Consider the following 22,279-nt stretch of genomic DNA (forward strand, 5'->3'; position numbering starts at 1 on the left):
CGCGATCTCCCACAGCCCGTCCGGAACAATCCAACTCCACGTACCCCGCCCCATGACGAGCTCAACGAGCCAGCCCCACATAGGACACGGTCTTACTCCCGGCGGACGTTCACGTGGCCGCGGTGATCGGACCCCGGGCGAGCCGCCAGGCCGTCATGGCCGACAGCAAGGCCTGGAGGTCCTGCGGCACCGTCGGTGCCAGCCCGGTGAGTTCGCGTATCCGGCGCAGGCGGTAGTCCAGGGTGTTGGGGTGGATGTGCAGGGCCTGGGCCGTGCACCGGCGGTCCTGCCCCAGATTCACGTAGACCAGCAGGGTGTGCATGAGAGAGGCCCCGTTGCCGTGCAGCGGAACCAGGCGGCTCATGAGCAGTTGGGCGAGGTCCGGGCATCTGGTGAGCGCGGCCTCGACGGGCATGTCCGACAATTGGTGTACGCCGTCATCGAATTCGAGGACATCGGTGACGTGCTGGACGGTCCTCGCCTCCTCCAGGGCCGCCGGAATGTGCTCGTGGGTCTGCGCCGAAGCCACCGAGGCGCGCGTCCGGGAGACGTCGACGACACCGTCGAGCATCCGCTCGCAGAAGGCCCGGAGCCGAACCCACGGGACCGGGAGGAGGGTCGGCAGCAACAGGACCTCGGCGTCCTGGCGTTCCGCCGTCAGGATGGCGTAGCGGTCGATGGCCGGGCGCCACCGCGGTTCCCGCGGCCGCACGAGCGCCACCGCGTAACTGGGGGCGAGCCTGACGCCGTGGCGGGACGCCAGCGGCTCGGCCGGGCGGCCGTCGAGCAGCGCCTCGGCGACCTCCCGGTACAGGGCCTCGTTCCCCGCGGACGCCGGGTCCCGGCGCGTCGGGGCCGAAGCCGCCTGCGCGTGTCCGGCCTGTTCGAAGAACTCGGCCGCGACGCGCAGCAGCCCGATCCGCTCTGCCGCGTCCGCCCCGTCGACGAGGACGCGCCAGGTCCGGGCGAAAGCGGTCTGGCGCACCGTGCGGACCAGGTCCGGGGCGAGGGAGTCCCACCGCGGGGCGGTCGGCGGCTCCGTGCCCTGCCCCGCGCGGAAGCCGCCCCGGGGCGGCCGGCCGGCTGCCTCCAGGGCCTCCTCGACGGCGTGCCGGGCGAACGGAAGAAGGCGCTCCCGGTCCGCCGGGGCGGATCCGCCGGGAGCGGACTCGGCCAGCACGGCGCAGGCGATCTCCTCGGCCAGGGCGTCGGTCTCGGCGCGGACTCGACCGACTGTGGCCAGGTCGCCCATGGTGTCCGTCATTGCACACCTTCTTCCTCTTGTGCAGGTGCTGCGGCCATGCTTGCCACCATCAACCAGAGAGCGCTCTCTTAATTCGCGGTGAGCCTACATGGCACAACCGCCTTCCCGGCAGGTCTGGTTGGATCCGATCTGCGGAACCCCCGGCCGGGGGCCGAGGCCGGTGCGCTGCGAGGTCCGAACGATCAGGTCCGCTCTTCCGGGACCTGTCGCAGCAGGCGGGCAAGCGCCGTGAGGCTCGTCGGACGGCGCAGGTCTTCGATCGTGAGGCCTTCGAACCCGCTCTCCCGCAGCGCCGTGAACACGCGCGGGGCCAGGTGAAGCCGGCCGCCGACCGTCAGATACGTGCCGGCCATCGTCGGCTCGGTCAGGTCGTTGGCCGCACCGACCGCCTTGCCTAGGGCTTCCTCGGCCGCTCCCGCCGGAGCCTTCATCGGACGGTCCGCGCCCGAACCGGTGACCGTGGTCCCGTCGGTGCGAGCGACCACGAAGCGGTGCGGGCTCAGTACGGCGCCGCGTCCGTTGTCGGCGGAGAGCAGATGGTCGCGCAGCTCCCACGGCTGGAGGTCCGTGCCCACCTGGGCGGTGACACGGCCGTCCTCCTCGCGGACGTCGGCGTGGCGCACCGCGGGATGCGCCCGCAGGCGGTCGGCGATGCAGTCGAGGTCCACCCAGACGCCGTCGACCAAGGCCCAGCGCGCACCCGGTCGCCAGGGGTCGGCCGCCAATGCCTCGGCTTCCTCGAAGGCCAGGTCGCCGGACACGGAGGCATGGACCAGGATCGCCTCGACCAGGGTGACGAACCCCGCGTCGTCACGGGCTCCCGGGATGGACGCGTCGAAGCGCGAGTGAATGTGGACCCGCTCGTCCTCGACGTAGGCGCTGATGTACAGATTGCAGCCGTCCCCGAACCCGTTGGTCCGCTCCAGGACCACCTGCGATTTCGGGAGCAGGTCCCGTGGATCGCCGCTCTGGTCCACGGAGCCCCAGTCGACGCCGTAGATGGTGGAGCCGACCACCTCGGGTCCGGACAGGAAGCTGCCCCGCTCGGCATCGACGTGCCCCGCGCACTCATGGAACTCCAGGACGTCGAAGCCCATGTGCCGTCCCGAGAGGAGCAGGGACCTCTCCAGACGCCGGAGCACCTCGGAGAACGAGGGCCTGCCCTCGAGATCGACGATCAACGGCATGTCCCGGAAGACCGCGGCGGCCACGTCCTGAGTGGTCGGGTGCTCCCGGAACGACCAGGTCATGCTCAGCCCCAGCCGGGTCCGAGCGAACTGGACCGCCAGAGCGGTGTACACGGCCGCGGTGAAGAGCGAGGCCGGTGTCGCGGAGAGCCGGCGCTGCAGGGCGGCCAGGGCCTGGGTGGCGGCGGGCGACTCGATGGTCGCGCGCAGTATGTCGGCTCCGGGCGCGGTGCGGCTCAGCGGCACCGACGTCACCGGGAAGCCCTTCAGCGCCGTGCGCCAGTACTTCAGGGCGGCCTCGACGCGTGGCCGGCCGGCTTCCCGCTCGTAGAGGGCCCGCTCGATCGGCTGGGGCGCTTCCGCGCTCAGGCGAGGGGCCCGGTCCTCGGCCCGGGCGGCCAGCAGCTCGTTGAGATCGGTGAGCAGGATCCAGCCCCCCATCCCGTCGGCCGCGATGTGGGCGAGGGCGGCGACCAGCTCTCCTTCCGGAGCGCGGCCGAACCGGATCGGAGGTTCGTCGGCGACGTCGAACGGGCTCTCGTAGAAGAGGCGCCGGGCTTCCCCGTCCTCGACGACGGGCAGCGGCGCGAGAACGTTCCGGTGTACGCGCTGCTGCGGCGCACCCTCGCCATCGGCGTCGAAAGCGGTGCGCAGCACCTCGTGCCGGAGCAGGAGGTCGCTCACCGCACCGCCGACCGCCTCGTCCGACAGTCCCTCGGGCACGGGGACGGCCCACTCGTGGTTCGGGTGATGACCCCGGCCACCGGCCTGGTAGTTCACCCACTCCAGCTGGCCGATGCCGGACTGCATCGGGCCCGTGCGTTCCAGCCCTCCGGCGAATGTCGCCTTCTCCTCGTCCGGATTCATCCTGTTGGCGTGCATGGGTGGCCACCTCTCTCGGCACCGCTGTCGCAGTGCATCTGGTCGGACGGGGTACCGGGCCGGTGGCCGGTACGCGAAGGCCGGTCTCCCCGCGCGCTCCCCTGAGTCACGGGGGCGCCCTCAGTCGCCGTCCGCGGCCTGGAGACCGGTGAACAGCATGCTCGGCCGGCGCAGCTCCACCGCCGCCGTGAACCCGCCGAGGTCGAACATCAGGTCCACCGAGGCGCAGGCGAGGCGTTCGACCGCTCCGTCCGCCCATGAGTCGCCGTCGCCCCGTAGCCGGTGGGCGCGCGCGGCCACCAGGACGCCGAGTGCGGCGGGCACCGCGAGCAGGCTTCGCCCCCTGGTGCGGGCCGCCAGCGCCCCTCCGGCCACGGCGGCCGCCGTGGCCACGGTGAAGGCGTTCAGCGCGGGCCGGCGATGGTGGGGATGGACGGAGCAGACCCACTGTTCGGAGCGGCCGTAACCGTAGAGCCGGCGGCCCGCCGAGGAGAGCGAGCCGACGATGTCCTGGTCGTGGACGGCCACCGCCCCGGCGTCGCACACGATCTTGTATCCGGCGTCGGAGATCTTGATGCCGAGGTCGCAGTCCTCGCCGCCCACGTGGTCCAGGCTCTCGGACGGGAAACCGCCGACTTCCATGAACACTTCACGACGCACGGCGAGGTTCGTCGTCGTCGCCCAGGTGACCGTCGCGCACCGCTGCGGGCGTTCCAGGTCGTCGTTGATCAGCTTCGACCAGCGCATGACCCGGTTCGCCGGCGACTGCCGCGGCTCCACGAAGGTGGGCCCCGCGACTCCTCCGACGGAGGCGTCGGCGCCGCGCAGCGTGCTGATGTGGCGTGCGATGAGGTCCGGCGGCACCCGGCAGTCCGAGTCCGTGAACAGCACGAGGTCGTACGCGGCGCGTTCGACGCCCAGATTGCGCTTGGCGCCGACGTGGCGCGACCCTCGCACGTAACGGGCTCCGAACTCATGGCAGTTGGCCTGATGGAGTGCGGCGTCGGACGGTTCCGAGTCATCGACGACGATGACTTCCGAGGGTTCGGGGCTGTGGTCCATGGCGATGCGGAGTGAGACCAGTTGCGCACGCATCAGTGACACGCGGCCCTTGACCGGGACGACGACCGACATCCCGTGTTGCGGTGGTGCCTCGGGCACGTGTCCTCCTTGGGTTCGGGGAAGCTCGACGGAATTCCTCCCCCTCTGCGTATCGGTGGTCGAAAACTTCGCCCCGCCTTCTTATCTTCGGCCGCCACCAAATATCAGGCCCGACTGTTTGTCAACGAGCCGGTTGTCGTGCGCACCTTTCGCCCCGCTCCTCCTCTTTGCTGCCGGTGAGGGGGAATGGCTCTTCCGATCCGGGCCCCGACTGTGCTGCCTCCCAAGTGCAGTTGTGACCGGAACCGGAATCGGCGTCCGTGCACAATTCGCCGTCCTGGCGACCTCTTCGCGGTGCATTTCGATGACACAATGGCAAAGATCAAGTGGCACGGGATTCCTTGCCGTGCGAGTTCAGGCGGATTCACTGTTCACGTTCTGCCGACGCCGGCGGACCTCCTGATCCCATCCCGTTCTCCCGATGAGGAGGCTCCATGCGCCGACCCCGGTCCGACAGCACCGTCCTCGGGACCTGCCCGCCGCCCGCGGCGGCGCACGGGCCCGACTGCCGACGGCGGCGTGCCGGCTGATGATCGAAGGCATCCTGCCCGGCTGCGTGGCGGTCGCCGAAGCGTTCGACGATCCACCGGGGGCCGAGTTGTTCCCGGAGGAGGAACGTGCGATCCGCGGCTCCGCCGAGAGGCGTCGGCGCGAATTCACCACCACCCGGCACTGCGCCCGACGGGCGCTGGCCGGGCTCAGGATCGCCCCGACCGCCATCCCGGTCGGGGCGCGGCGGGAACCCCGCTGGCCGGTCGGCGTCGTGGGAAGTCTGACCCACTGCGAAGGCTACCGGGCCGCGGCCCTGGCGGCGGAGAACCGCCTCGTCTCGGTCGGCATCGACGCCGAGCCACACGCACCGATGCCCGAGGGCATGCTCGCCGGAATCGCCGGTCCTGCGGAGACCTCACGTCTGGCGGAACTCGGCGAGGAGTTCCCTCATGTGCACTGGGGCCGCCTGGCGTTCAGCGCCAAGGAATCCGTGTACAAAGCCTGGTATCCCGTGGCCCGGAGCCGGCTCGAATTCCACGATGCCGTCCTCGACTTCATTCCGCGTACGCAGACGTTCACGGCGGAACTGCACCGGAAGGGCCCTTCGGCCGACGGACTGGAGCTCAACCGGCTGACCGGCCGCTGGCTGGTGCTGAACGGTCTGATCCTCACCGCGGTGACCATCGCGGGCCGTGGGTCCGGAGCCGGTGGAGGCGGCCTCACGCGGCCGGCCGGCGGGGGAGCGCCCGTTGATCCGAAGACCGATCCCCGAAGTGAATGTTCTTCGTTCAGAAGGCTGGAGCGTGCAGAAGTGATGATTACGCGCGACGACATGACGGCGGTCATCGCCGAGTGCATGGCCCTCCAGACGGGCGAGGCCTCCGTCGACTACGACACGCCGATAGCCATCGACTCATTCAGCTTCGTCTGGCTCCAGCACCAGCTCGGGGAGCGCTTCGGCTACGACCTGCAGCCGCCGGAGGGCGAGGTCATGCAGACGCTGAACTCGGCGCGGGCCATGCACCGGTATCTCGCCGGCCTCAGCCCGGACCGATTCGCCCCGGTGGACTGAGGAGTTCACGTGGTGACCGTGGCCGAGGGCCACGCCGCACCGGTTTCGACATTCAGGAGTTTTCCATGGCAACAGGGAGTCCGCCTATGCCCGAGCAACCCGCGTCCGCCGCGCTGGATCCCGAGTTCGAGGCCGTGCTGCGGAAGAATCTGGACGGTCTGACAGGATCGGACGTCCCCCTCCGGGCGGACAGCGATCTGGCGGCGTACGGACTGGACTCGCTCACGGTCGTCCGGCTCATGGTGGCCGTTGAGGAGACCTTCGGGGTGCTGATCCCCGACAAGGCCCTGACCTTCGAGGTCTTCTCGTCGCCCGCCGCCCTGTGGAACCTCGTTTCCGGGCTCCGGGAGGACTCGGGTGAACGCTGAATCCCTTCAGGACGTCGTGGACCGGGTGCGCAGGGTCCCCGAGAAGTACCGGGCATACGACCAGGACACGTCGACCGCCGCGAGGATCTACCGGATCGGCGAGCCGCTGCTGTCCGACCTCCTCGATCTCGGGTTCCCCCACCACGCGTCGGCCGGGAACCGGTACTTCGACCAGCTGGACCTGGACAACGTCGCGCTCGCGCTGCGCCTGCCCTCGCCGCGCCACCTCGCCATGCGGCGCTGGCCCCAGATCTTCCGTGCGATGGTGGACGACACACCGATGCGCTACGACGTCGAGGTCTCCGCGGAGTGCGGTTCCTCGGAGACCGGGCATCCGTGCGACTTCCGGCTCCCCGAACCGGTACTCGCCCTCGGGGTGGACGCGGGCCCCACGGCGCGGCGGTTCACGCTGCGCCGCGACATCTGTGCCACCGGACGGCCCGGGGATGCGCCGCCGGAACTGCGGCCGCTCTTCGCCGAAATGGACAGGTTCCAGTTCCACATCCTGCCGGTGGACCTGTACGGCGACCTGTCCTTCCTCGCGGACACCTCCCTCGCCAACTGCGAACTGGCCAGCCGCTACCTGTTCCGGCGGGGCGTCGAGGAGGGCTGGGAGGCCCGACGCAGCTTCGGGCTGCTGCTGTCCAGCCCCTACTCCGCGCCGCACTTCTGGGCCGAGTTCCGACTGGACGGGACATGGGCCGCGTTCGATCCCTTCCTGATCACGAGTCTGGAGCGGTGGGGGGTGCTCACACCCGGTGAAGTGCCGACCACCCAGGTCCTGGACTCGGCCGTGATCCGGATCGCCGAGGAATGGATCGACCTCGTCCAGGACGCCGACGTCCCCGCCCAGGTCTCCTTGCTCACCCGCTACCGGCCGCTGACCGACGTCGGGTGAGTGGTAGCGGCCTTCCCACAGCCGTGCCCGGGTCCGGACGTCATCCGGCACTCCGGAAGACTCGTCCCAGGGGTGCGTATGAAAACTCTTCTCATCGACAATTACGATTCCTTCTCCCACAACGTGGCCCATTACCTCGGGGAGATCAACGGCTCCGAGCCCACCGTCATCCGCAACGACGAGCCCGGATGGCGTGCGGAGCACCTCGACGGGTTCGACAACGTCGTCATCTCCCCCGGGCCGGGAACACCGGGCGTCCCGGCGGACTTCGGCATCTGCAGCGACGTCATCTCGGCGGGCCGCATACCGCTGCTCGGGGTCTGCCTCGGACACCAGGGCATCGCGATGCTCGGCGGCGGGACCATCGCGCTCGCCCCGGAGCCTCGGCACGGCCGCAAGTCGCCCGTCTTCCACGACGGCACCGGGCTGTTCGCCGGCGTACCGTCGCCGCAGGAGGTCGTGCGCTACCACTCGTGGGCGGTCGACCGCCTCTCGGACGATCTGGAGGCGCTCGCCTGGACGCCCGACGGGGTGCTGATGGCCCTGCGGCACCGGGAACGGCCCCAGTGGGGCGTGCAGTTCCACCCCGAGTCCATCTCGACCGGGCACGGCCACCGCCTGCTGGCCAACTTCGCCGAGCTGAGCGGTGAGTGGAACCTGCGGAACGGCCGGACCACCCGCCCGCGGCTCCCGCGGCCGGCCCGCCCCGGCGGACCGGACCCGGAGCGCCGGGTGACGTACCGGCTGCTGGTCGAGGAGTTCCCCACCGGACCCGACGCGGAGCAGGTCTACGAGGCGCTGTTCCTCGACCGGCCCGAGGCGTTCTGGCTGGACAGCAGCCGGCCCGATCCGCGCCTGGGCCGCTTTTCCGTGATGGGGGCGGCCGAGGGCCCGCTCGCCGAGGTGGCCACTGCCGATGTCGCCGCCGGCACGGTCACCGTCAGGTCGGGACAGCGCAGCCACAGCGAGGTCCGGCCCTTCCTCGACTGGCTCGACGACCGCCTGCGTACCGCCGAGGTCGTCGGGGGCGAGGACCTCCCCTTCGACTTCCGGGGAGGGTGGGTCGGCTACCTCGGCTACGAGCTCAAGGCCCAGTGCGGCGCCGGCGGACCGCGCCACCGCTCCGAGCACCCGGATGCGTGCTTGCTGTTCGCGCCCCGCAGCGTGGTCTTCGACCACAGCACCGCCACGACGTACCTGCTGGCCCTGTACACCGAGGACGACGCACCGGCGCGGAACTGGCTCGCGGCCACCCGTGCCCGGATCGAGGCGTTGCCCGGCACCCCCCGCCCCCCGGCGGCGCGGCCGGAGCCGGCCGGGGTGCCCCTGGCGCTGCGTCACGAACGCGGCCACTACCTGGGACTCATCGAGTCCTGCCAGAACGCCATCGCCGCGGGCGAGAGCTACGAAGTCTGCCTGACCAACATGATCGACGTAGAGACCACGCTCGACGTGTGGTCCGCGTACACCTCGCTGCGCCGGGACAATCCGGCTCCGTTCGCCGCGCTGCTGCGCCTGGGCGACCTCTCGGTCCTGAGTACGTCCCCCGAGCGCTTCCTGCGCGTGGACGGCGAGCGGCGGGTGGAGGCCCGGCCGATCAAGGGCACCCGCCCCCGTGGCCGCACGGCCGAGGAGGACCGGGCGCTCAGGGAGGACCTGGCCACCTGCGAGAAGGACCAAGCGGAGAACCTCATGATCGTCGACCTGCTGCGCAACGACCTGGCACAGGTGGCGGTGGTCGGGTCGGTGGCCGTCCCGGAACTGTTCGCCGTCGAGACCTACGCCACCGTCCATCAGCTGATCAGCACCGTGACGGCACGGCTGCGCCACGACCGCAGCCCGGTCGACTGCGTCCGCTCCGCCTTCCCCGGAGGCTCGATGACCGGCGCGCCGAAGCTGCGCACCATGGAGATCATCGACCGACTGGAGGACGGTCCCCGGGGGATCTACTCGGGTGCGATCGGGTACTTCTCGATGTCCGGAGGCGTCGACCTGAGCATCGCCATCCGCACCCTCGTGGCGCGGCCCGGCCGCGTCAGCTACGGCGTCGGCGGCGCGATCGTGTCCATGTCCGACCCCGTCGCGGAGTTCGACGAGACGGTCGTCAAGGCCACGCCGCTGCTCACCCTGCTCGGTGCGGATCCGCCGGGGTGCGACGCGGCCGGAGCGGAGAGCAGCGGCGGTCCCGTGTCATCGACCCGTTTGACGGCCCGTTACTCCTTCTCGCTCCGGGAGACGCCGTGATGCTTTATCACCGGTTCGAGGCGTCGGTCGCCCGTCACGGAACCCGGACGGCCCTGGAGATCGACGGAGAGAGCTACAGCTACCGCCGGCTCGCCGAGATGGCGGAATCCCTCGCGGCGCACATCCACGCCCGGTCGGACAGCGCGCACCGGAGAATCGGCCTGATGACCGGGCGGAGCCTGCTCGGCTTCGTCGGCTATCTGGCCGTCCAGCGCCTGGGCACGTCGGTCGTCCCGCTCAACCCGGCCTTCCCGCAGGAACGGACGCGCCACATGCTGGCGGCCTCCGGGGCCGGCCTGGTGGTCGCCGCACCCGGACTGACCGTACCCGACACCGAGGGCGTCCGCGTGCTGGCCGTGGACCCGACGGCGGTGCCGGAACCAGCCCCGGCCCCGGCCCCACCGCTGGTCGACGCCCCCGAGGCGGAGGCGTACCTGCTGTTCACCTCCGGCTCGACGGGCGCGCCCAAGGGGGTGCCGATCCGGCAGCGCAACCTCTCCGCGTTCCTGGAGACGGTCCGGGACAGGTTCGGTCTGGGCCCGGAGTCCAGGTGCTCGCAGTTCTTCGACCTGACCTTCGACCCTTCCGTGTTCGACCTCTTCGCGGCCTGGTCCGCGGGCGCGACCCTCGTCGTGCCGAACCGGAACGACCTGTTGCGGCCGGTGCGGTTCGTCACGGACAACGCCCTCACCCACTGGTACGCGGTGCCCTCGGTGATCAGCAGGGCGCAGGCCGGCGGAAGGCTGCTGCCCGGGAGCATGCCGTCACTGCGGCACAGCATGTTCGGCGGTGAGTCGCTCACCTGGCAGCAGGCCCGCGCCTGGAAGGACGCCGCGCCCCGGAGCGTCCTGACCAATGCCTACGGGCCCACCGAAGTCACCATCTTCTGCAGCGACGTCACCCTGCCCGCGGACCCGGGCGACTGGCCGGCCACGCCCAACGGGGTGGTGCCGATCGGTCTGCCCTACCCGGGTCTCGAATACGTGGTGTTCGACGAGTCGGGGCAGCCGGCCGCCGAGGGCGAGCTGTGCGTCCGGGGACCGCAGCGCTTCGACGGATACCTGGACCCGGCGGCGAATCGCGGCCGGTTCCACCCCTCGCCCCCTCCGGAGGGAGATCCGGCGGTTCCGAAGGACAGCTGGTACCGGACGGGGGACCGGGTGACCTGGATCGACGGCGTTCCGTGCTTCCTCGGACGCGTCGACCACCAGGTGAAGATCAACGGCTACCGGGTGGAACCCGGTGAGATCGAGGCGGCGCTGCTGTCCCTGCCCGGCGTCGCCCTCGCCGTGGTCGTGGCCGTCCGGGAGGACGCCGACGTGCTGGCGCTGTACGCCGTCTGCGTGGCCCCGTCGAGCGACCCGGCCGCGCTGCGTGCCGCACTCGTACGGGACCTTCCGGCCTACATGGTGCCCCGGCGGGTGCTCACCGTGGACCAGCTGCCCTGCGACGCCAACGGCAAGGTCGACCGCCGGGCCGTGGCCGAGCTGGTCCGGGCCGCACTCGACCGCCCGGTGGCCGCCGGCGCGGGACGGGCCGTCGAGCCAGCGACCGCGTCGAGCGGAGAACGGAGCCGGACATCATGACATCCGCAACGGAACTGAGTGCCCGTCTGTGCGGGGAGGTCTCGGCCGAACCGGTGTGGGGCGACGAGGCGGGAACCGTCGACCGGGCGGCGCTGCACCAGGAGGTCGACCGGTGCGTCGGTCTGCTCGTGCGGCACGGCGTCCGGCCCGGCGTCTGCGTGGCGGTACAACTCAGCCCGGACGCCGGCCTCTTCGCCCTCGTCCTGGCGATCTGGCGGCTGGACGCCCGGGCCATGCTGCTGGACCACCGGCTCACCGAGGCCGAGACCGCGTCGCTGACCCGGCTGTGCAGGCCGGCCTTTCGGGTGCGCGCCTCGGCCGCAGGGGGCCACTTCACCGGCCGGTCCGAGCTGGCCGTCGAGCCGCTGGCCGACGCGTCCCCGCTGCCGGACCAGGTGTGCCTCGTACAGTTCACCTCCGGATCGACCGGGCGGGCCAAGGTGGTGGGCCGCTCGGCGGCGTCGCTCGACGCGGAGCTCGACCGGTACGCCGACATCGAAGACATGCCGGGCAAGGACGACCGGCTGCTCCTGCTGTGCTCGCCGGTCCACACCTGGGGCCTGATCGGCGGCATCCTCCACGGCCTGGCGGCGGGCCTGCCGGTGCTCATCCCGTCCGCGCAGCACGGTGCCGCGATCGCCCGTGCGGCGGTGGCGCTCGACCCGACGGCGGTGTTCGGTGTGGCGACCCACTTCGACCTCATCGGGAAGACGGCGGAACTGCCCCGGCTGCCGCGGCTGCGCGTGGCCACCAGCGCCGGGATGGCCACCGGCCCGGCCGTTGCCGAGCGGTTCCGGCTGGCAACAGGTTGCCGCCTGGGCCAGGTGTACGGCATGACCGAGGTCGGGGTGATCACGGCCGACCTCGCCGGCCTGCTCCCGGCTCCGTCCGTCGGCCGGCCCGCCCCCGGCATCGACGTCCGGGTGACCGACGGCGAGCTCTGCGTCCGGATGGACGGCACCCCGTACCTCGTGGAGGACGGCGTGCCCCGTTTCACCGACGGCTGGCTGCGGACGTTCGACCGGGCGGTGATCGACGGGGCAACCGGCGCGGTCACCATCCTCGGCCGCGCGGATTCCGTGGTGGCGATCGGCGGCATCAAGATCGATCTGATGGAGATCGAGCAGACGCTCAAGGAACACCCTGACGTCACCGCCGCGGTCGTGACGTTCGGGACCGTGGTCGAAGCCCACGTGGCGATCAGGAACGGGCTAACGGACCGGGCACTCGCGGCCTGGTGCCGGGAGCGGATGAACCCGCTGAAGGCGAAGCGGTACTACCTGCAGGACCGACTCATCGAGACACCGACCGGAAAGGTTGTCCGTGACCGAGTACAGCTCCTCTCCGCATTCCGAGAGCGCACAGCAGCAGCCGACGACGCCGCCCGAGGGAATCAGTAGGGACGAACTCTTCGCCATCCTGGCCGACTGCGAGGACGCGGGACTGCCCGAGACCATAGACGGCGACACCCTGCTCGTCATCGACTCCTACGCCGCGATCTGGATCCAGCACCTGCTGGAGGAGCGGCACGGCGTCGTGGTCAAGCTCAGCGGCGAGACCGCCGGCGTCGACTCCGTCGCCGGGTTGCAGGCCCTGGTCAACCGCGGTCTCGGAACGGGGTCCGTATGACCGCGGAGGTCTTCGTCAGCGGCTTCGGCGTGTTCGGTGCCTTCGGCTTCGGGCCGGACGCCCTCCTCGCCGGAGCCTTCGCCGGTACGCCGGCGTTCCGCCCGGTCACCCGCTTCGACGTGTCCCACTGCCGCACCGACCGGGCGGCCACCTGGCAGGACGCCGACGCGTACTTCCTGGACGGCCGGCACGACACCGGGACGGTCGAAGTGGCGAGCGCATGCGGAAGGCAGGCGCTCGACATGGCCGGCCTGCGCGGTCCGGCGGACGTTCCCCTCGTTCTGGCGACCAAGGTGCGCGCGCCCTCGCTGGAGCCGGATTCGGCCGCAGGGACCACCGCGCGGGTCGCCGACCGGCTGGGTCTGGGCACGCCGCGGCGCACCTTCGTCAACGCGTGCTGTGCCGCGACGAACGCCCTCATCCATGGAGCGCAACTGGTCGGTACGGGGGCTGCCGAGGCGGTGCTCGCGGGCGGGGCCTTCCTCGTCGACCGGCAGGCGTTCGGCCTGTTCGACGCCGCGCAGGCGCTCGCCGCCGACGGGCGGCTGCGCCCGTTCGACCAGGACCGCAAGGGCGTGCTGCTCGGCGACGGCGCCGCGATGCTGCTGCTGGAATCGGGGAAGAGGCTGCGCGCACGCGGGGCCGAGCCCCTGGCCAGGCTCGCCGGCTGGGCCATGACCGACGACGCCTTCCACGTGGCCAAGCCGCACGTGGAGGGGGCCGGGGCCGCGGCAGCGGTCACAGGGGCCCTTCGACGCGGGGGCATCGGCCCGGACCGGCTCACCTACGTCAACGCCCACGCCACAGGCACCCCGCTCAACGACGCCGCCGAGGCGGCCGGGCTGCACACCGCGCTCGGCGACCACACGGAGACCGTGTACGTCAGCGGGACGAAGAGCACGACCGGCCACGCGCTCGAAGCCAGCGGAGCCCTGGAGGCGGTCATCTCGCTGCTGGCGATCCGCTCCTCGGTGCTGCCGCCGACCGCGGGGCTCGACCGGCCGGACACCCGCCACCCGCTCCGGCACGTCACATCCCCGGAACGGATCGACGTGCCCTACGCGTTGAGCCTCAACTCCTCGGTCGGCGGGGTCAACGCCGCGATCCTGCTGGCGGCGGCATGACGACGCTGCCGGAACTGGAGACCGTCGCCGGGGCTACGGTGCACGGAGGCCCGCAACTGCCCAGGCTGCCCGGGTTCATGGAGTCCGACTTCGCGCCCCTGGTGTACGCCGCCGTCCGCGCGTGCGTCGGCGAGGCCCGCTCGGAGCACCTGCTCACCGACGCCGGCGACCGGTGTGCGATCGTCCTGGGCTCGCAGTACTTCGACACGGTCACCCTGGAGCTGTCCGTCGAGCACGTGAACCGCAAACGGGTCAACCCGATCTTCTTCTACCAGGCGGTGCCCACCGCCGTGCTCGGCCAGATCGCCCGCGACTACCGGCTGACCGGCCCGGTGAGCTGTGTGGCCGCCCTCGACGACGTTCGCGCGGAGGTCCATGAGCTGGCCCGGGTGATCCTGGCCGACGGCGGCGCGGACCAGGTGCTCGGCCTCGTGGTCGAGATGCGTCCCGACCCGGCGCTCGGCTTCGCCCGCGCCGACCTGATGCGCGCGGTACCAGGACCGGCCGGGCGGAAGGGAACGCCATGACCTCCTCCGGAGCCCGGCCCTCGCGGGCCGCCCTGGTGCGCGGCACCTGGCTGGTGAACAGCACAGCCGACGGAGTCACCGAACCGGCCACCTTCCGGCTGCACGACCGGGAGTGGGACCTGCTGCCCGGGGTGTTCGCGCCGAACTACTGCGAGTCCACCGCGTTCTTCACCGAGTCCATCCCGTTCCCGGTCGGCGGCTCGTTCCTCGAAGTGGGCAGCGGCACCGGCGTGACCGCGGTCAGCGCCGCGGCCGAGGGCTGCACCAGGGTCGTCGCCACGGACATCAGCGAGGCGGCCGTCGAGAACAGCAGGCTGAACGCCTCCCGGCACGGGCTGTCCGACCGGATCGAGGTGTACCGGGGCGACGTCTTCGACGGCCTCCGGCCGGAGGACCGGTTCGACCTGGTCTTCTGGAACTCCCCCTTCATCGACCCCGGCGCCGCCACCGCTCCCGCCCGGGTCCAGGACGAGAGGCGGGAGGGCCTGCGGCGGGCCGTATTCGATCCCGGCTACCGCGCGCACCAGCGGTACCTGGCCGAAGCCGCCACCAGGCTGACCGCCGGCGGCCGGCTGCTTCTCGGCTCCAGCGACCTCGGCGACCACGACACGCTGCGTCGGCTGGCCGACGATGCGGGCTACCGGATCTCGGTCCTGCGCACCTCGGGCGACCGGGTACGCGGCATGGCCTACCAGCTTCTCGAACTAGTGCCCAGTGACGATTAGGAGATCCCAGGTGGGGACCACGCTTGTCCCGTCCCACGTACGCCACGCCATCGCCGCCGAGCCGACGCTGGGGGGAGGCAACGCCCTGGAGGTGGCGCTGCGGGTCAGTCCGGACGTCCACGCTCCCTACCTCTACGCCGAGTTGCGCATCCGGGACGCGCACGGCGTCCCGCGCGACTGGCTGAGCCTGGCCGACCTGGCCGAGCTGGTCGACGCGTGGAGCGCCTGGTACGCCGACCGCGGCGTCGGCCCCCGCGACCGGGTCGGGGTGTACCTCCGGGACAGCGCCGACGACCTGGTCCACTATCTGGCGCTCAGCCGGCTGGGGGCGATCGCGGTCCTGGTCAACGGCGAGATGGAGGCCGGCATCGCGCTCAACCACCTCCGGCAGACCGCGCCGGTGGGGCTCCAGACGGACGCCATCGGTCTGGAGCGCCTCGGCGGCGCGTTCGAGGCGGAGGGCGACAGCTTCTGGGTGTCCTCGACCGACGCCACCGTTCCGTCCCGGGACCTGCCGGTACCGGCGCCGTTCCGGCACGCGCCGGGCGACCCCGTCCTGATCTGCCACACCTCGGGCACCACCGGCACACCGAAGCCGGTCATCTGGGCCCACGCGCAGATGATGGTGGGCATCAGGGCCCACCTGACCGGGTTCCGGGACCATGCGCAGTCGCTGATCCTCTCCGCGCTGCCGCAGTCGCACGGTTCCGCCATCGGTTACGCCCTGCTCGCGATGCTCTCCGGCGTGCCCCTGGCACTCATGTCCGACCGCAGCAGCAGTGCGGTGACCGCGGCGGCGGGCCGCTACGGCGCGACCATCGTGGTCGGCTTCGCGGTGACGCTCGCCGAGCTGGCGCTGCGGGAGACCGACGCGCCCGGTCTCGACCTGGTCGAGCGCTGGGTGAGCGTCGGTGATGCCTCGCACCGCGCACACATCGCCAGGTTGGTCGAGCGCGGCCAGCACCGGGTCGGCGCCGAACCGGTGCCCGGCTCGATGTTCGTGGACGGCTTCGGCAGCTCGGAGCTGGGCTGGGGCGGTGTGCTCGGCCTGATTACGATCCCCGGAGTCGTCCCGCCGCACCGCTGCCTGGGCGTCGCGCAACCGTTCGCCGAGGTCGCCGTCCTGCGGCCGGACGGTACACCGGCCGAGGTGGGCGAGGTCGGGCTGCTCGGGGTGAAGGGCCCGACGGTGACCCCCGGCTACTGGAACGACTCGGACAAGACCTATCGCAGCCTGCTGAACGGCTACTGGCTCTCCGGCGACCTGGTCTTCCGGGACCGGGCGGCCCGCTTCTATCACGTGGACCGGGCGGTCGACGCCATACACACCGCGGCCGGAACGGTCTACTCGGTGCTCACCGAGGAGATTCTGCTCGCCCATCTGCCGGAGCTCGACGACTGCGTCGTGGTGGCGTCCGAACAGGACGGGGAAGTCCGCGCCGTCGTCCTGGTCCACCTCCGCGACGGCCACGGCACCGAAGGAATGCTGGACCGGGCCAACAAGATCCTCAGCGGCCTGGACAAGCCGCCGCTCGCCGAACTCCGGTCGGCCGAACAGGAGTCGATCCCGGTGGGCGTCACCGGAAAAGTACTCAAGCGCAGGCTCCGCGAGGCGTATGCTGCCGCGGCCGCCCACAGGTGTTGATCGCACCGCAGTGCCGCAGAAGCACTGACCGAGCACGAGAAAGAGCGATGTCGAGCACCCAGGGGAAGACATGACTACGGATACGGGCCATTCCGCGGCCCCGGCGAAGCAGTGGGTGATGCCCGCTCTCGTCCGGTACTCCTTCGTGGAGGCCCCGGTGGTGAGCACCCTGACCGCGCTCACGGCCGTGCTGGCAGGCGCCGCGCCGGTCGGCATCACCATCGCGATCGGTGAACTCGTGGACGGTCTCACCTCGGCGGTCGGCAAGGGCACGAGCGGGCCGGTGGCGGACGAGTGCTTCCGCTGGGTCGGGGGCATCGTCCTGCTGTTCCTCGTCACCCACCTCGCCGAGTCGGCACGCAGCGCGCTGGGCCGGGCGCTCGGCCGCCGGGTCACCGGGCGGCTGGGCGAGCGGGTGATGGGGGCGGCCTCGGAGCCGACGACCGTCGGCCATCTGGAGGACTCCGCCTACCTCGGCCGGATCAGCCGGGCCCGGGGCGCCGGGACCATCGACATGCCCCCCGGGGAGGCCGTCTTCGGGTACTCCACCAGGTCCACGCTGTGGGTGACCGCGATCGGTTCCGCGGCGCTGCTCACCGGGGTCGCCTGGTGGCTGGGGCCGATCGTCTTCGTCGTGTTCACGCTGCTCCACTCCCGGCTGGTCCGGAACTACCGCAAAGCCGTTGTCGAGACGGTGAACCAGACGACGGAGCTGCGCCGTACGTCCTATCTGCGGGATGTGCCCATCACGCCCGGAGCGGCCCGGGAGGTGCGGCTGTTCGGCCTGGCCGGCTTCTTCCGCGAGGCGTACGAGGCGGAGTGGCGTACGAACATGGCGGAGGTCTGGCGGCGCCGGCGCGAGCACGACCTGTTCGTGGTGGTGGTCGTGCTGCTCACCGGCGCTGCCGTCGCCTCGGTCTTCTGCTACCTGGCGTACCGGGCCGCGACCCGCGCCGACGGGACGACCGTGGGTGATCTGGCGATCGGCGGCCTGGCCGTGCGGGCGCTGATGCAGGTGCTCCGGGCGGACGACGACGACCTCCGCATGGGCTTCGGAGGGAAGGCCGCCGGCGAGGCGCTGTCCTTCCCCGCTGTGGAACCGACCGCGGAGCCGCTGGCGCCGTCGTCGGCCGAGCAGGTGTCCTCCGGCACCATAGCCTGCGAGGGTCTGCGGTTCTCCTACGGTGGCGGCGCGGGCGAGGTGCTGCACGGCATCGACCTCACCGTCCCCGCCGGTCAGTCGCTCGCCGTCGTCGGCCTCAACGGCGCCGGCAAGACCACACTGGCCCGCCTCGTCGCCGGACTGGACGCTCCGAGCGGGGGCTCGCTGAACATCGGCGGGGTGCGGGTCGACGACGTGGGTCGGCGCGGCTGGCAGCGTCAAGTCGTCGCGGTGTTCCAGGACTTCGGACGTTACGAGCTGACCGTGCGCGACAACATCGCGTTCGGCTCGCTGCTCCACGCGGACGACGAGGACGGACTGCGTGCCGTGGCACGACAGGCCGGGCTGCTGGACTTCATCGAGCGGCTGCCCGACGGCTGGGACACGGTGATGTCCAGCGGTTACGCGGGCGGGGTCGACGCGTCGGGCGGCGAATGGCAGCGCATCGCTATCGCCCGAGCACTGTTCGGCCTGCGCCATGGCGCACAACTGCTGATCATGGACGAGCCGGCCTCCAGTCTGGACCCCCGCGCGGAGGCCCAGCTCTACGACACGTTCCACGAGCTCACCGCGGGGGCCACCACCATCGCCATCTCGCACCGCTTTGCCACCGTGCGCAAGGCGGAGCGGGTCGTCGTGCTCGACGGCGGCCAGGTCATCGAAGACGGCACACATGAGGACCTGCTGGCCGCCGACGGCCGGTATGCCGAGCTGTTCCGCCTGCAGGCCAAGCGTTTTGAGGAGGTGGCGTCGTGATCGGCGCGCTGCGGTTCGTCCTGGCGATCGGACCACGCACGGACCGTGTCCGGTCCCTGCTGGTGGTGGCGGTGGCCCTGCTGGAACCGGCCACCGGGGTGGGCCTGGCCGTGCTGCTCGGCCTCTTCAGTGAGGTGGCGACCCGCCACTCGACGGACGGCCTGATCGCCCTGACGCTGTCCGCGGCGGTATTCGTGATGCTCACCCAGGGCACGTTCATCGCCGGGTACTTCACCCGGCTGCGGCTGCAGGAGGAGATCCAGAACCGGATCGAGCTGCGGTTCATCGACGTGGTCGGCACGACGCCGACCCTGGAGGTCCACGAGCGTCCGAGCCGTTCCGACAAGGCGGCCACGGCCCGTGCCACCCGCGGCCAGATCGGACCGGCCTTCGACCGGCTGCTGTGGCTGACCGGAGCAGCGCTGGCGCTGATCGTCTCGGCGGTGCTGATGGCGTCGGTCGTCCCGGTCCTCGCGGCGCTGCCACTCTTCGCCATCCCCACCGTGCTGGCCACCAAGGCCGCGGACAAGCGACGCGGCGATGCCGAAGAGCGCACCACGCCCAGCACCCGGCTGGCCGGGCACCTTTTCACGCTCGCCACCACCGCCGCACCCGGCCGGGAGACCCGTCTGTTCGGACTGGCGGGCGAACTGCGGCGCAGGCACCGCGCGCAGTGGGACGCTGCTGGCCGCGACATCGCCGGAACCGACGGACGGGCCCGGGTGCGGGTCGCCCTGGCGTGGCTGCTCTTCGTGCTGGCCTACGCGGGCGCGATCGTCCTGATGGTGCGGGCCGCCCTGTCCGGCCAGGCCTCACTCGGCCTGGTCATCACGGCCGTCGCAGTCAGCAGCCAGATCACCGGACAGGTGCAGGGCCTGCTGAACCTGAGCTTCTGGACCCTGGAGTCGCTGCGGGCGACCCGGGTCTTCCTCGACGTCGTCGAGGACGCTGACGCGGAGCGGGCGGCCGTCGTGCCAGCCACCCCGGCGCCGGTGCCGGACGCACTGCGCGACGGGATCACCCTGGAGGGCCTCACCTTCCGGTACTGGAACCGGGAGCAACCCTCGCTGGACGCCGTCGACCTCCACCTCCCGGCCGGTGCGGTGGTCGCCCTGGTCGGCGAGAACGGCGCCGGAAAATCCACCTTCGTCACCATGCTCACCGGCTTCTACCGCCCCGACGCGGGGCGCGTCCTGGTGGACGGCACCGACCTCGCCCAGCTCTCGCCGGAGGAGTGGCGGGCCCGGACCACCGTGGCCTTCCAGGACCCGGTCCCGATCGAGATGTCTCTCCAGGACACCATCGGACTGGGTCTCCTCGGCCACCGCGACGACCCGGAACGCATCCTCGAAGCGCTGCGGACCGCAGGCGGCGACAGGCTTCTCTCCGGGCTTCCCGACGGCCTGGACACCCGGCTCGGACGCACCTCCTGGGACGGCAAGGGCCTGTCGGGCGGCCAGTGGCAGACACTCGCCAACGCCCGGGCCGCGATGCGGCGGACGCCGCTCCTGCGCATCCTCGACGAGCCCTCCGCCAGTCTCGACGCCCGGGCCGAGGAGTGGCTGTTCCAGCAGTACGCCGAGCTCAACCGCCTGGACGGCGGGGTGACCGTACTGGTCACCCACCGCTTCACCACCGCCCGCGCGGCCGACCTCATCGTCGTCCTGGACCACGGCCGGGTCGCCGAGATGGGCACCCACGACAACCTGATCCAGGCCGACGGCACCTACGCCGAGCTGTGCCGCCTACAGGCCAGATACTTCGTCTGACCACCCGAGGCGCGTTTCGCACTCGACCCCTGTCGTACGTGGGCGGCCGGGTCTACGACGAGGAGATGGGCTGGATGGTACTGAGGGGGACGGGCTGTCCACGGCCGCCGAGCGGGACGGCAGCGTACTGCAGTTCCTGTCCGAAGGCCTCAACGGTCGCTCAGGGTGGCTGCGATCCCGTTGCACGCGAGGCTCTGAGTGAGGGGGCGCCCGGAATCCGTGGGCAGGGACGTCGTGTCCAGGCTCTTGATCAGCGCGGTGATCTCCTTCTCGCCCGCGGCGGGGTCCTCGCCCTCGGAGAAGCACGCTCCGTGCTTTACGAAGTCCTCGGTGAAGTCCTGCAGTGCATACTGGAATTTCTTCGCCTGGCCGAGACCGCATTCCGGGACGTTCTGGGTGATCGACCACGGCGTCGAAGACGGTTCGTCCGACGTCCGCCAGTGTGTGCGCCAGGCCACGGGGCATGGCCGTCATGGCGTTGGTGAAGACCTCGGCTTCTCCGGGTGCGGCGGCAAGCCAGTCGAAGTTGGGTGCGCCGAGGGCGGCTTCCGCCTGAGGGCTGCCGGTGCGAATCGGGTGCGACAGGCGACCCCACGGCAGCCGGCGCGACTCGGCTCCACCCCACAGCGCCAGGCCCCCCAGAGACCCGGGAGGTCGGAGCGCAAGGTGTCGAGCAGAGGCGTGCTGGTGAACCGCTCCCCGTCGGTGGAGCCGGCCAGGCCGAGGGAGGCACACGCCCGCAGGGTGGCCATGAGGAGTTCCGACAGCCCGGATCGGTAACAGTGCCGGTACTCCCAGGGCGTACGGGGCTAACGTCGTGGGAGTCGCCACGGTGCAGCCCGGCGACGGCCTCCGTCGCGGGAGGCGACCACGCGCGCACACTCCAGGAGAGCTCATGGCGAAGATTCTTTTTGTGATGACCGGTGCAGACCGGCGGACGCTGGCCGACGGTGGCACGAAGCGCACCGGTTTCTGGGCCGACGAGGCCGTCATCCCGTACGAGGCGTTCAAGGCCGCGGGCCACGAGATCACCGTGGCCACTCCGGGCGGAGTGGTGCCACCGGTGGACCCGGCCAGTCTCAGCGCCGGGGCCGACGGCGGTGACGAGAACGCCGCCGCGGTCCGGGCCGTACTGGAAGGCGCTGCGGAGTTCAGTAGCCCGCTGGCGCTCTCCGGCGTGCGGGCGGAGGACTTCGACGCGGTGTACGTGCCCGGCGGGCAGGGCCCGATGGAGGATCTGGCGGTCGACGCCGACTCCGGCCGCGTTCTCACCCAGGCAGTGGAGTCAGGGATTCCGGTCGGCGTCGTGTGCCACGGCCCGGCCGCGCTGCTGGCCGCGGTCAAGGAGGACGGGACGAACGCCTACGCCGGTTACCGGATCACCGCCTTCAGCAACACCGAGGAGCGGCTGGCCGGAAACGCCGACACAGCGAGGTGGCTGCTGCAGGACCGGCTCACCGAAGCCGGTCTGAAGGTCGAGGTGGGTGAGCCGTGGGCGCCGCACGTCCAGGTCGACCGCAACGTCGTCACCGGTCAGAACCCCGCCTCGTCCGGTCCGCTCGCCGTCGAGTTGCTCAAGCAGCTCGACGGCCCCGCGCCGGTGACGCCGTAGGGTCCGGGCAGCGAAGTGATGTGCCGCCCTCCGGCGCGCGTGGCTGGCGGGGGGCGGTGCGCGTCATCACGGGTGTGCCCGGCCGGAAGGCGGACACGCGGGGGCTGCGGAACAATGACCGGGGAGCCGGCAGGGGGCGCGCACGGTCCCGGGAGAGATGCCGATGCGCAGGGGAC

Annotated in this window: 18 protein-coding genes; 14 read left to right on the plus strand and 4 right to left on the minus strand. The window is 71.4% G+C overall.

Annotation, left to right across the window (positions count from 1 at the left end; translation table 11 throughout):
* Positions 1–109: 109 nt before the first annotated feature.
* The 3 genes from AB0P41_RS27490 to AB0P41_RS27500 all read right to left on the minus strand — a co-directional run bounded on the left by AB0P41_RS27490 (position 110) and on the right by AB0P41_RS27500 (position 4,494).
* On the minus strand, positions 110–1,264 hold the full coding sequence (locus AB0P41_RS27490; RefSeq protein ID WP_356710377.1) for a helix-turn-helix domain-containing protein: 1,155 nt from the start codon (positions 1,262–1,264) through the stop codon (positions 110–112).
* 182 nt (positions 1,265–1,446) lie between these two features.
* Positions 1,447–3,333 (minus strand): condensation domain-containing protein, encoded by a 1,887-nt coding sequence (locus tag AB0P41_RS27495; RefSeq protein WP_365934681.1) that lies wholly within the window; start codon positions 3,331–3,333, stop codon positions 1,447–1,449.
* A gap of 120 nt (positions 3,334–3,453) precedes the next feature.
* Positions 3,454–4,494 (minus strand): glycosyltransferase, encoded by a 1,041-nt coding sequence (locus AB0P41_RS27500; RefSeq protein ID WP_356710381.1) that lies wholly within the window; start codon positions 4,492–4,494, stop codon positions 3,454–3,456.
* A 529-nt stretch (positions 4,495–5,023) separates the two neighbouring features.
* On the opposite strand from AB0P41_RS27500, the gene AB0P41_RS27505 reads away from it, so the two are divergent.
* The 13 genes from AB0P41_RS27505 to AB0P41_RS27565 all read left to right on the plus strand — a co-directional run bounded on the left by AB0P41_RS27505 (position 5,024) and on the right by AB0P41_RS27565 (position 20,491).
* A complete protein-coding gene (locus tag AB0P41_RS27505; RefSeq protein ID WP_365934683.1) occupies positions 5,024–6,058 on the plus strand; it encodes a 4'-phosphopantetheinyl transferase superfamily protein in 1,035 nt (344 codons plus the stop codon).
* A gap of 86 nt (positions 6,059–6,144) precedes the next feature.
* A complete protein-coding gene (locus AB0P41_RS27510) occupies positions 6,145–6,426 on the plus strand; it encodes a phosphopantetheine-binding protein (protein ID WP_356710385.1) in 282 nt (93 codons plus the stop codon).
* On the plus strand, positions 6,416–7,324 hold the full coding sequence (locus tag AB0P41_RS27515; protein WP_356710386.1) for a hypothetical protein: 909 nt from the start codon (positions 6,416–6,418) through the stop codon (positions 7,322–7,324). The genes AB0P41_RS27510 and AB0P41_RS27515 overlap by 11 nt, the downstream gene beginning before the upstream one ends.
* A 78-nt stretch (positions 7,325–7,402) precedes the next feature.
* Entirely contained in the window at positions 7,403–9,568 is a 2,166-nt protein-coding gene (gene pabB / locus AB0P41_RS27520) for an aminodeoxychorismate synthase component I (RefSeq protein ID WP_365934685.1), read from the plus strand.
* A complete protein-coding gene (locus tag AB0P41_RS27525; RefSeq protein ID WP_356710390.1) occupies positions 9,568–11,154 on the plus strand; it encodes an amino acid adenylation domain-containing protein in 1,587 nt (528 codons plus the stop codon). The genes pabB and AB0P41_RS27525 overlap by 1 nt, the downstream gene beginning before the upstream one ends.
* Entirely contained in the window at positions 11,151–12,554 is a 1,404-nt protein-coding gene (locus AB0P41_RS27530) for a class I adenylate-forming enzyme family protein (protein WP_365934687.1), read from the plus strand. The genes AB0P41_RS27525 and AB0P41_RS27530 overlap by 4 nt, the downstream gene beginning before the upstream one ends.
* Positions 12,478–12,783: a hypothetical protein gene (locus AB0P41_RS27535; RefSeq protein ID WP_356710394.1), complete on the plus strand. Its 306-nt coding sequence runs from the start codon at positions 12,478–12,480 to the stop codon at positions 12,781–12,783. The genes AB0P41_RS27530 and AB0P41_RS27535 overlap by 77 nt, the downstream gene beginning before the upstream one ends.
* Positions 12,780–13,907, plus strand: a complete 1,128-nt coding sequence (locus AB0P41_RS27540) for a beta-ketoacyl synthase N-terminal-like domain-containing protein (RefSeq protein WP_365934689.1) — start codon at positions 12,780–12,782, stop codon at positions 13,905–13,907. The genes AB0P41_RS27535 and AB0P41_RS27540 overlap by 4 nt, the downstream gene beginning before the upstream one ends.
* Positions 13,904–14,434 (plus strand): hypothetical protein, encoded by a 531-nt coding sequence (locus AB0P41_RS27545; protein WP_365934690.1) that lies wholly within the window; start codon positions 13,904–13,906, stop codon positions 14,432–14,434. The genes AB0P41_RS27540 and AB0P41_RS27545 overlap by 4 nt, the downstream gene beginning before the upstream one ends.
* On the plus strand, positions 14,431–15,159 hold the full coding sequence (locus AB0P41_RS27550) for a methyltransferase (protein ID WP_356710399.1): 729 nt from the start codon (positions 14,431–14,433) through the stop codon (positions 15,157–15,159). Before AB0P41_RS27545 ends, AB0P41_RS27550 begins: the two co-directional genes overlap by 4 nt.
* Positions 15,160–15,169: 10 nt before the next feature.
* The gene (locus AB0P41_RS27555) at positions 15,170–16,804 is read left to right on the plus strand and encodes a class I adenylate-forming enzyme family protein (protein WP_365934691.1); all 1,635 of its coding nucleotides are present in this window, start codon (positions 15,170–15,172) and stop codon (positions 16,802–16,804) included.
* A gap of 70 nt (positions 16,805–16,874) precedes the next feature.
* Positions 16,875–18,722 carry an ABC transporter ATP-binding protein gene (locus tag AB0P41_RS27560; RefSeq protein ID WP_356710403.1) on the plus strand — a complete coding sequence of 616 codons (1,848 nt, stop codon included), beginning with the start codon at positions 16,875–16,877 and terminating at the stop codon, positions 18,720–18,722.
* Positions 18,719–20,491: an ABC transporter ATP-binding protein gene (locus AB0P41_RS27565; RefSeq protein ID WP_365934694.1), complete on the plus strand. Its 1,773-nt coding sequence runs from the start codon at positions 18,719–18,721 to the stop codon at positions 20,489–20,491. The genes AB0P41_RS27560 and AB0P41_RS27565 overlap by 4 nt, the downstream gene beginning before the upstream one ends.
* Positions 20,492–20,640: 149 nt before the next feature.
* Here the strand turns inward: AB0P41_RS27565 and AB0P41_RS27570 are convergent, their stop codons facing one another.
* Positions 20,641–20,949 (minus strand): hypothetical protein, encoded by a 309-nt coding sequence (locus tag AB0P41_RS27570; protein ID WP_365934695.1) that lies wholly within the window; start codon positions 20,947–20,949, stop codon positions 20,641–20,643.
* A gap of 437 nt (positions 20,950–21,386) precedes the next feature.
* Between AB0P41_RS27570 and AB0P41_RS27575 the strand changes: the two genes are divergently transcribed.
* Entirely contained in the window at positions 21,387–22,103 is a 717-nt protein-coding gene (locus AB0P41_RS27575) for a type 1 glutamine amidotransferase domain-containing protein (RefSeq protein WP_365934697.1), read from the plus strand.
* Positions 22,104–22,279 lie beyond the last annotated feature (176 nt).

The sequence above is a fragment of the Streptomyces sp. NPDC079167 genome (assembly GCF_040686735.1).
GTDB lineage: Bacteria > Actinomycetota > Actinomycetes > Streptomycetales > Streptomycetaceae > Streptomyces.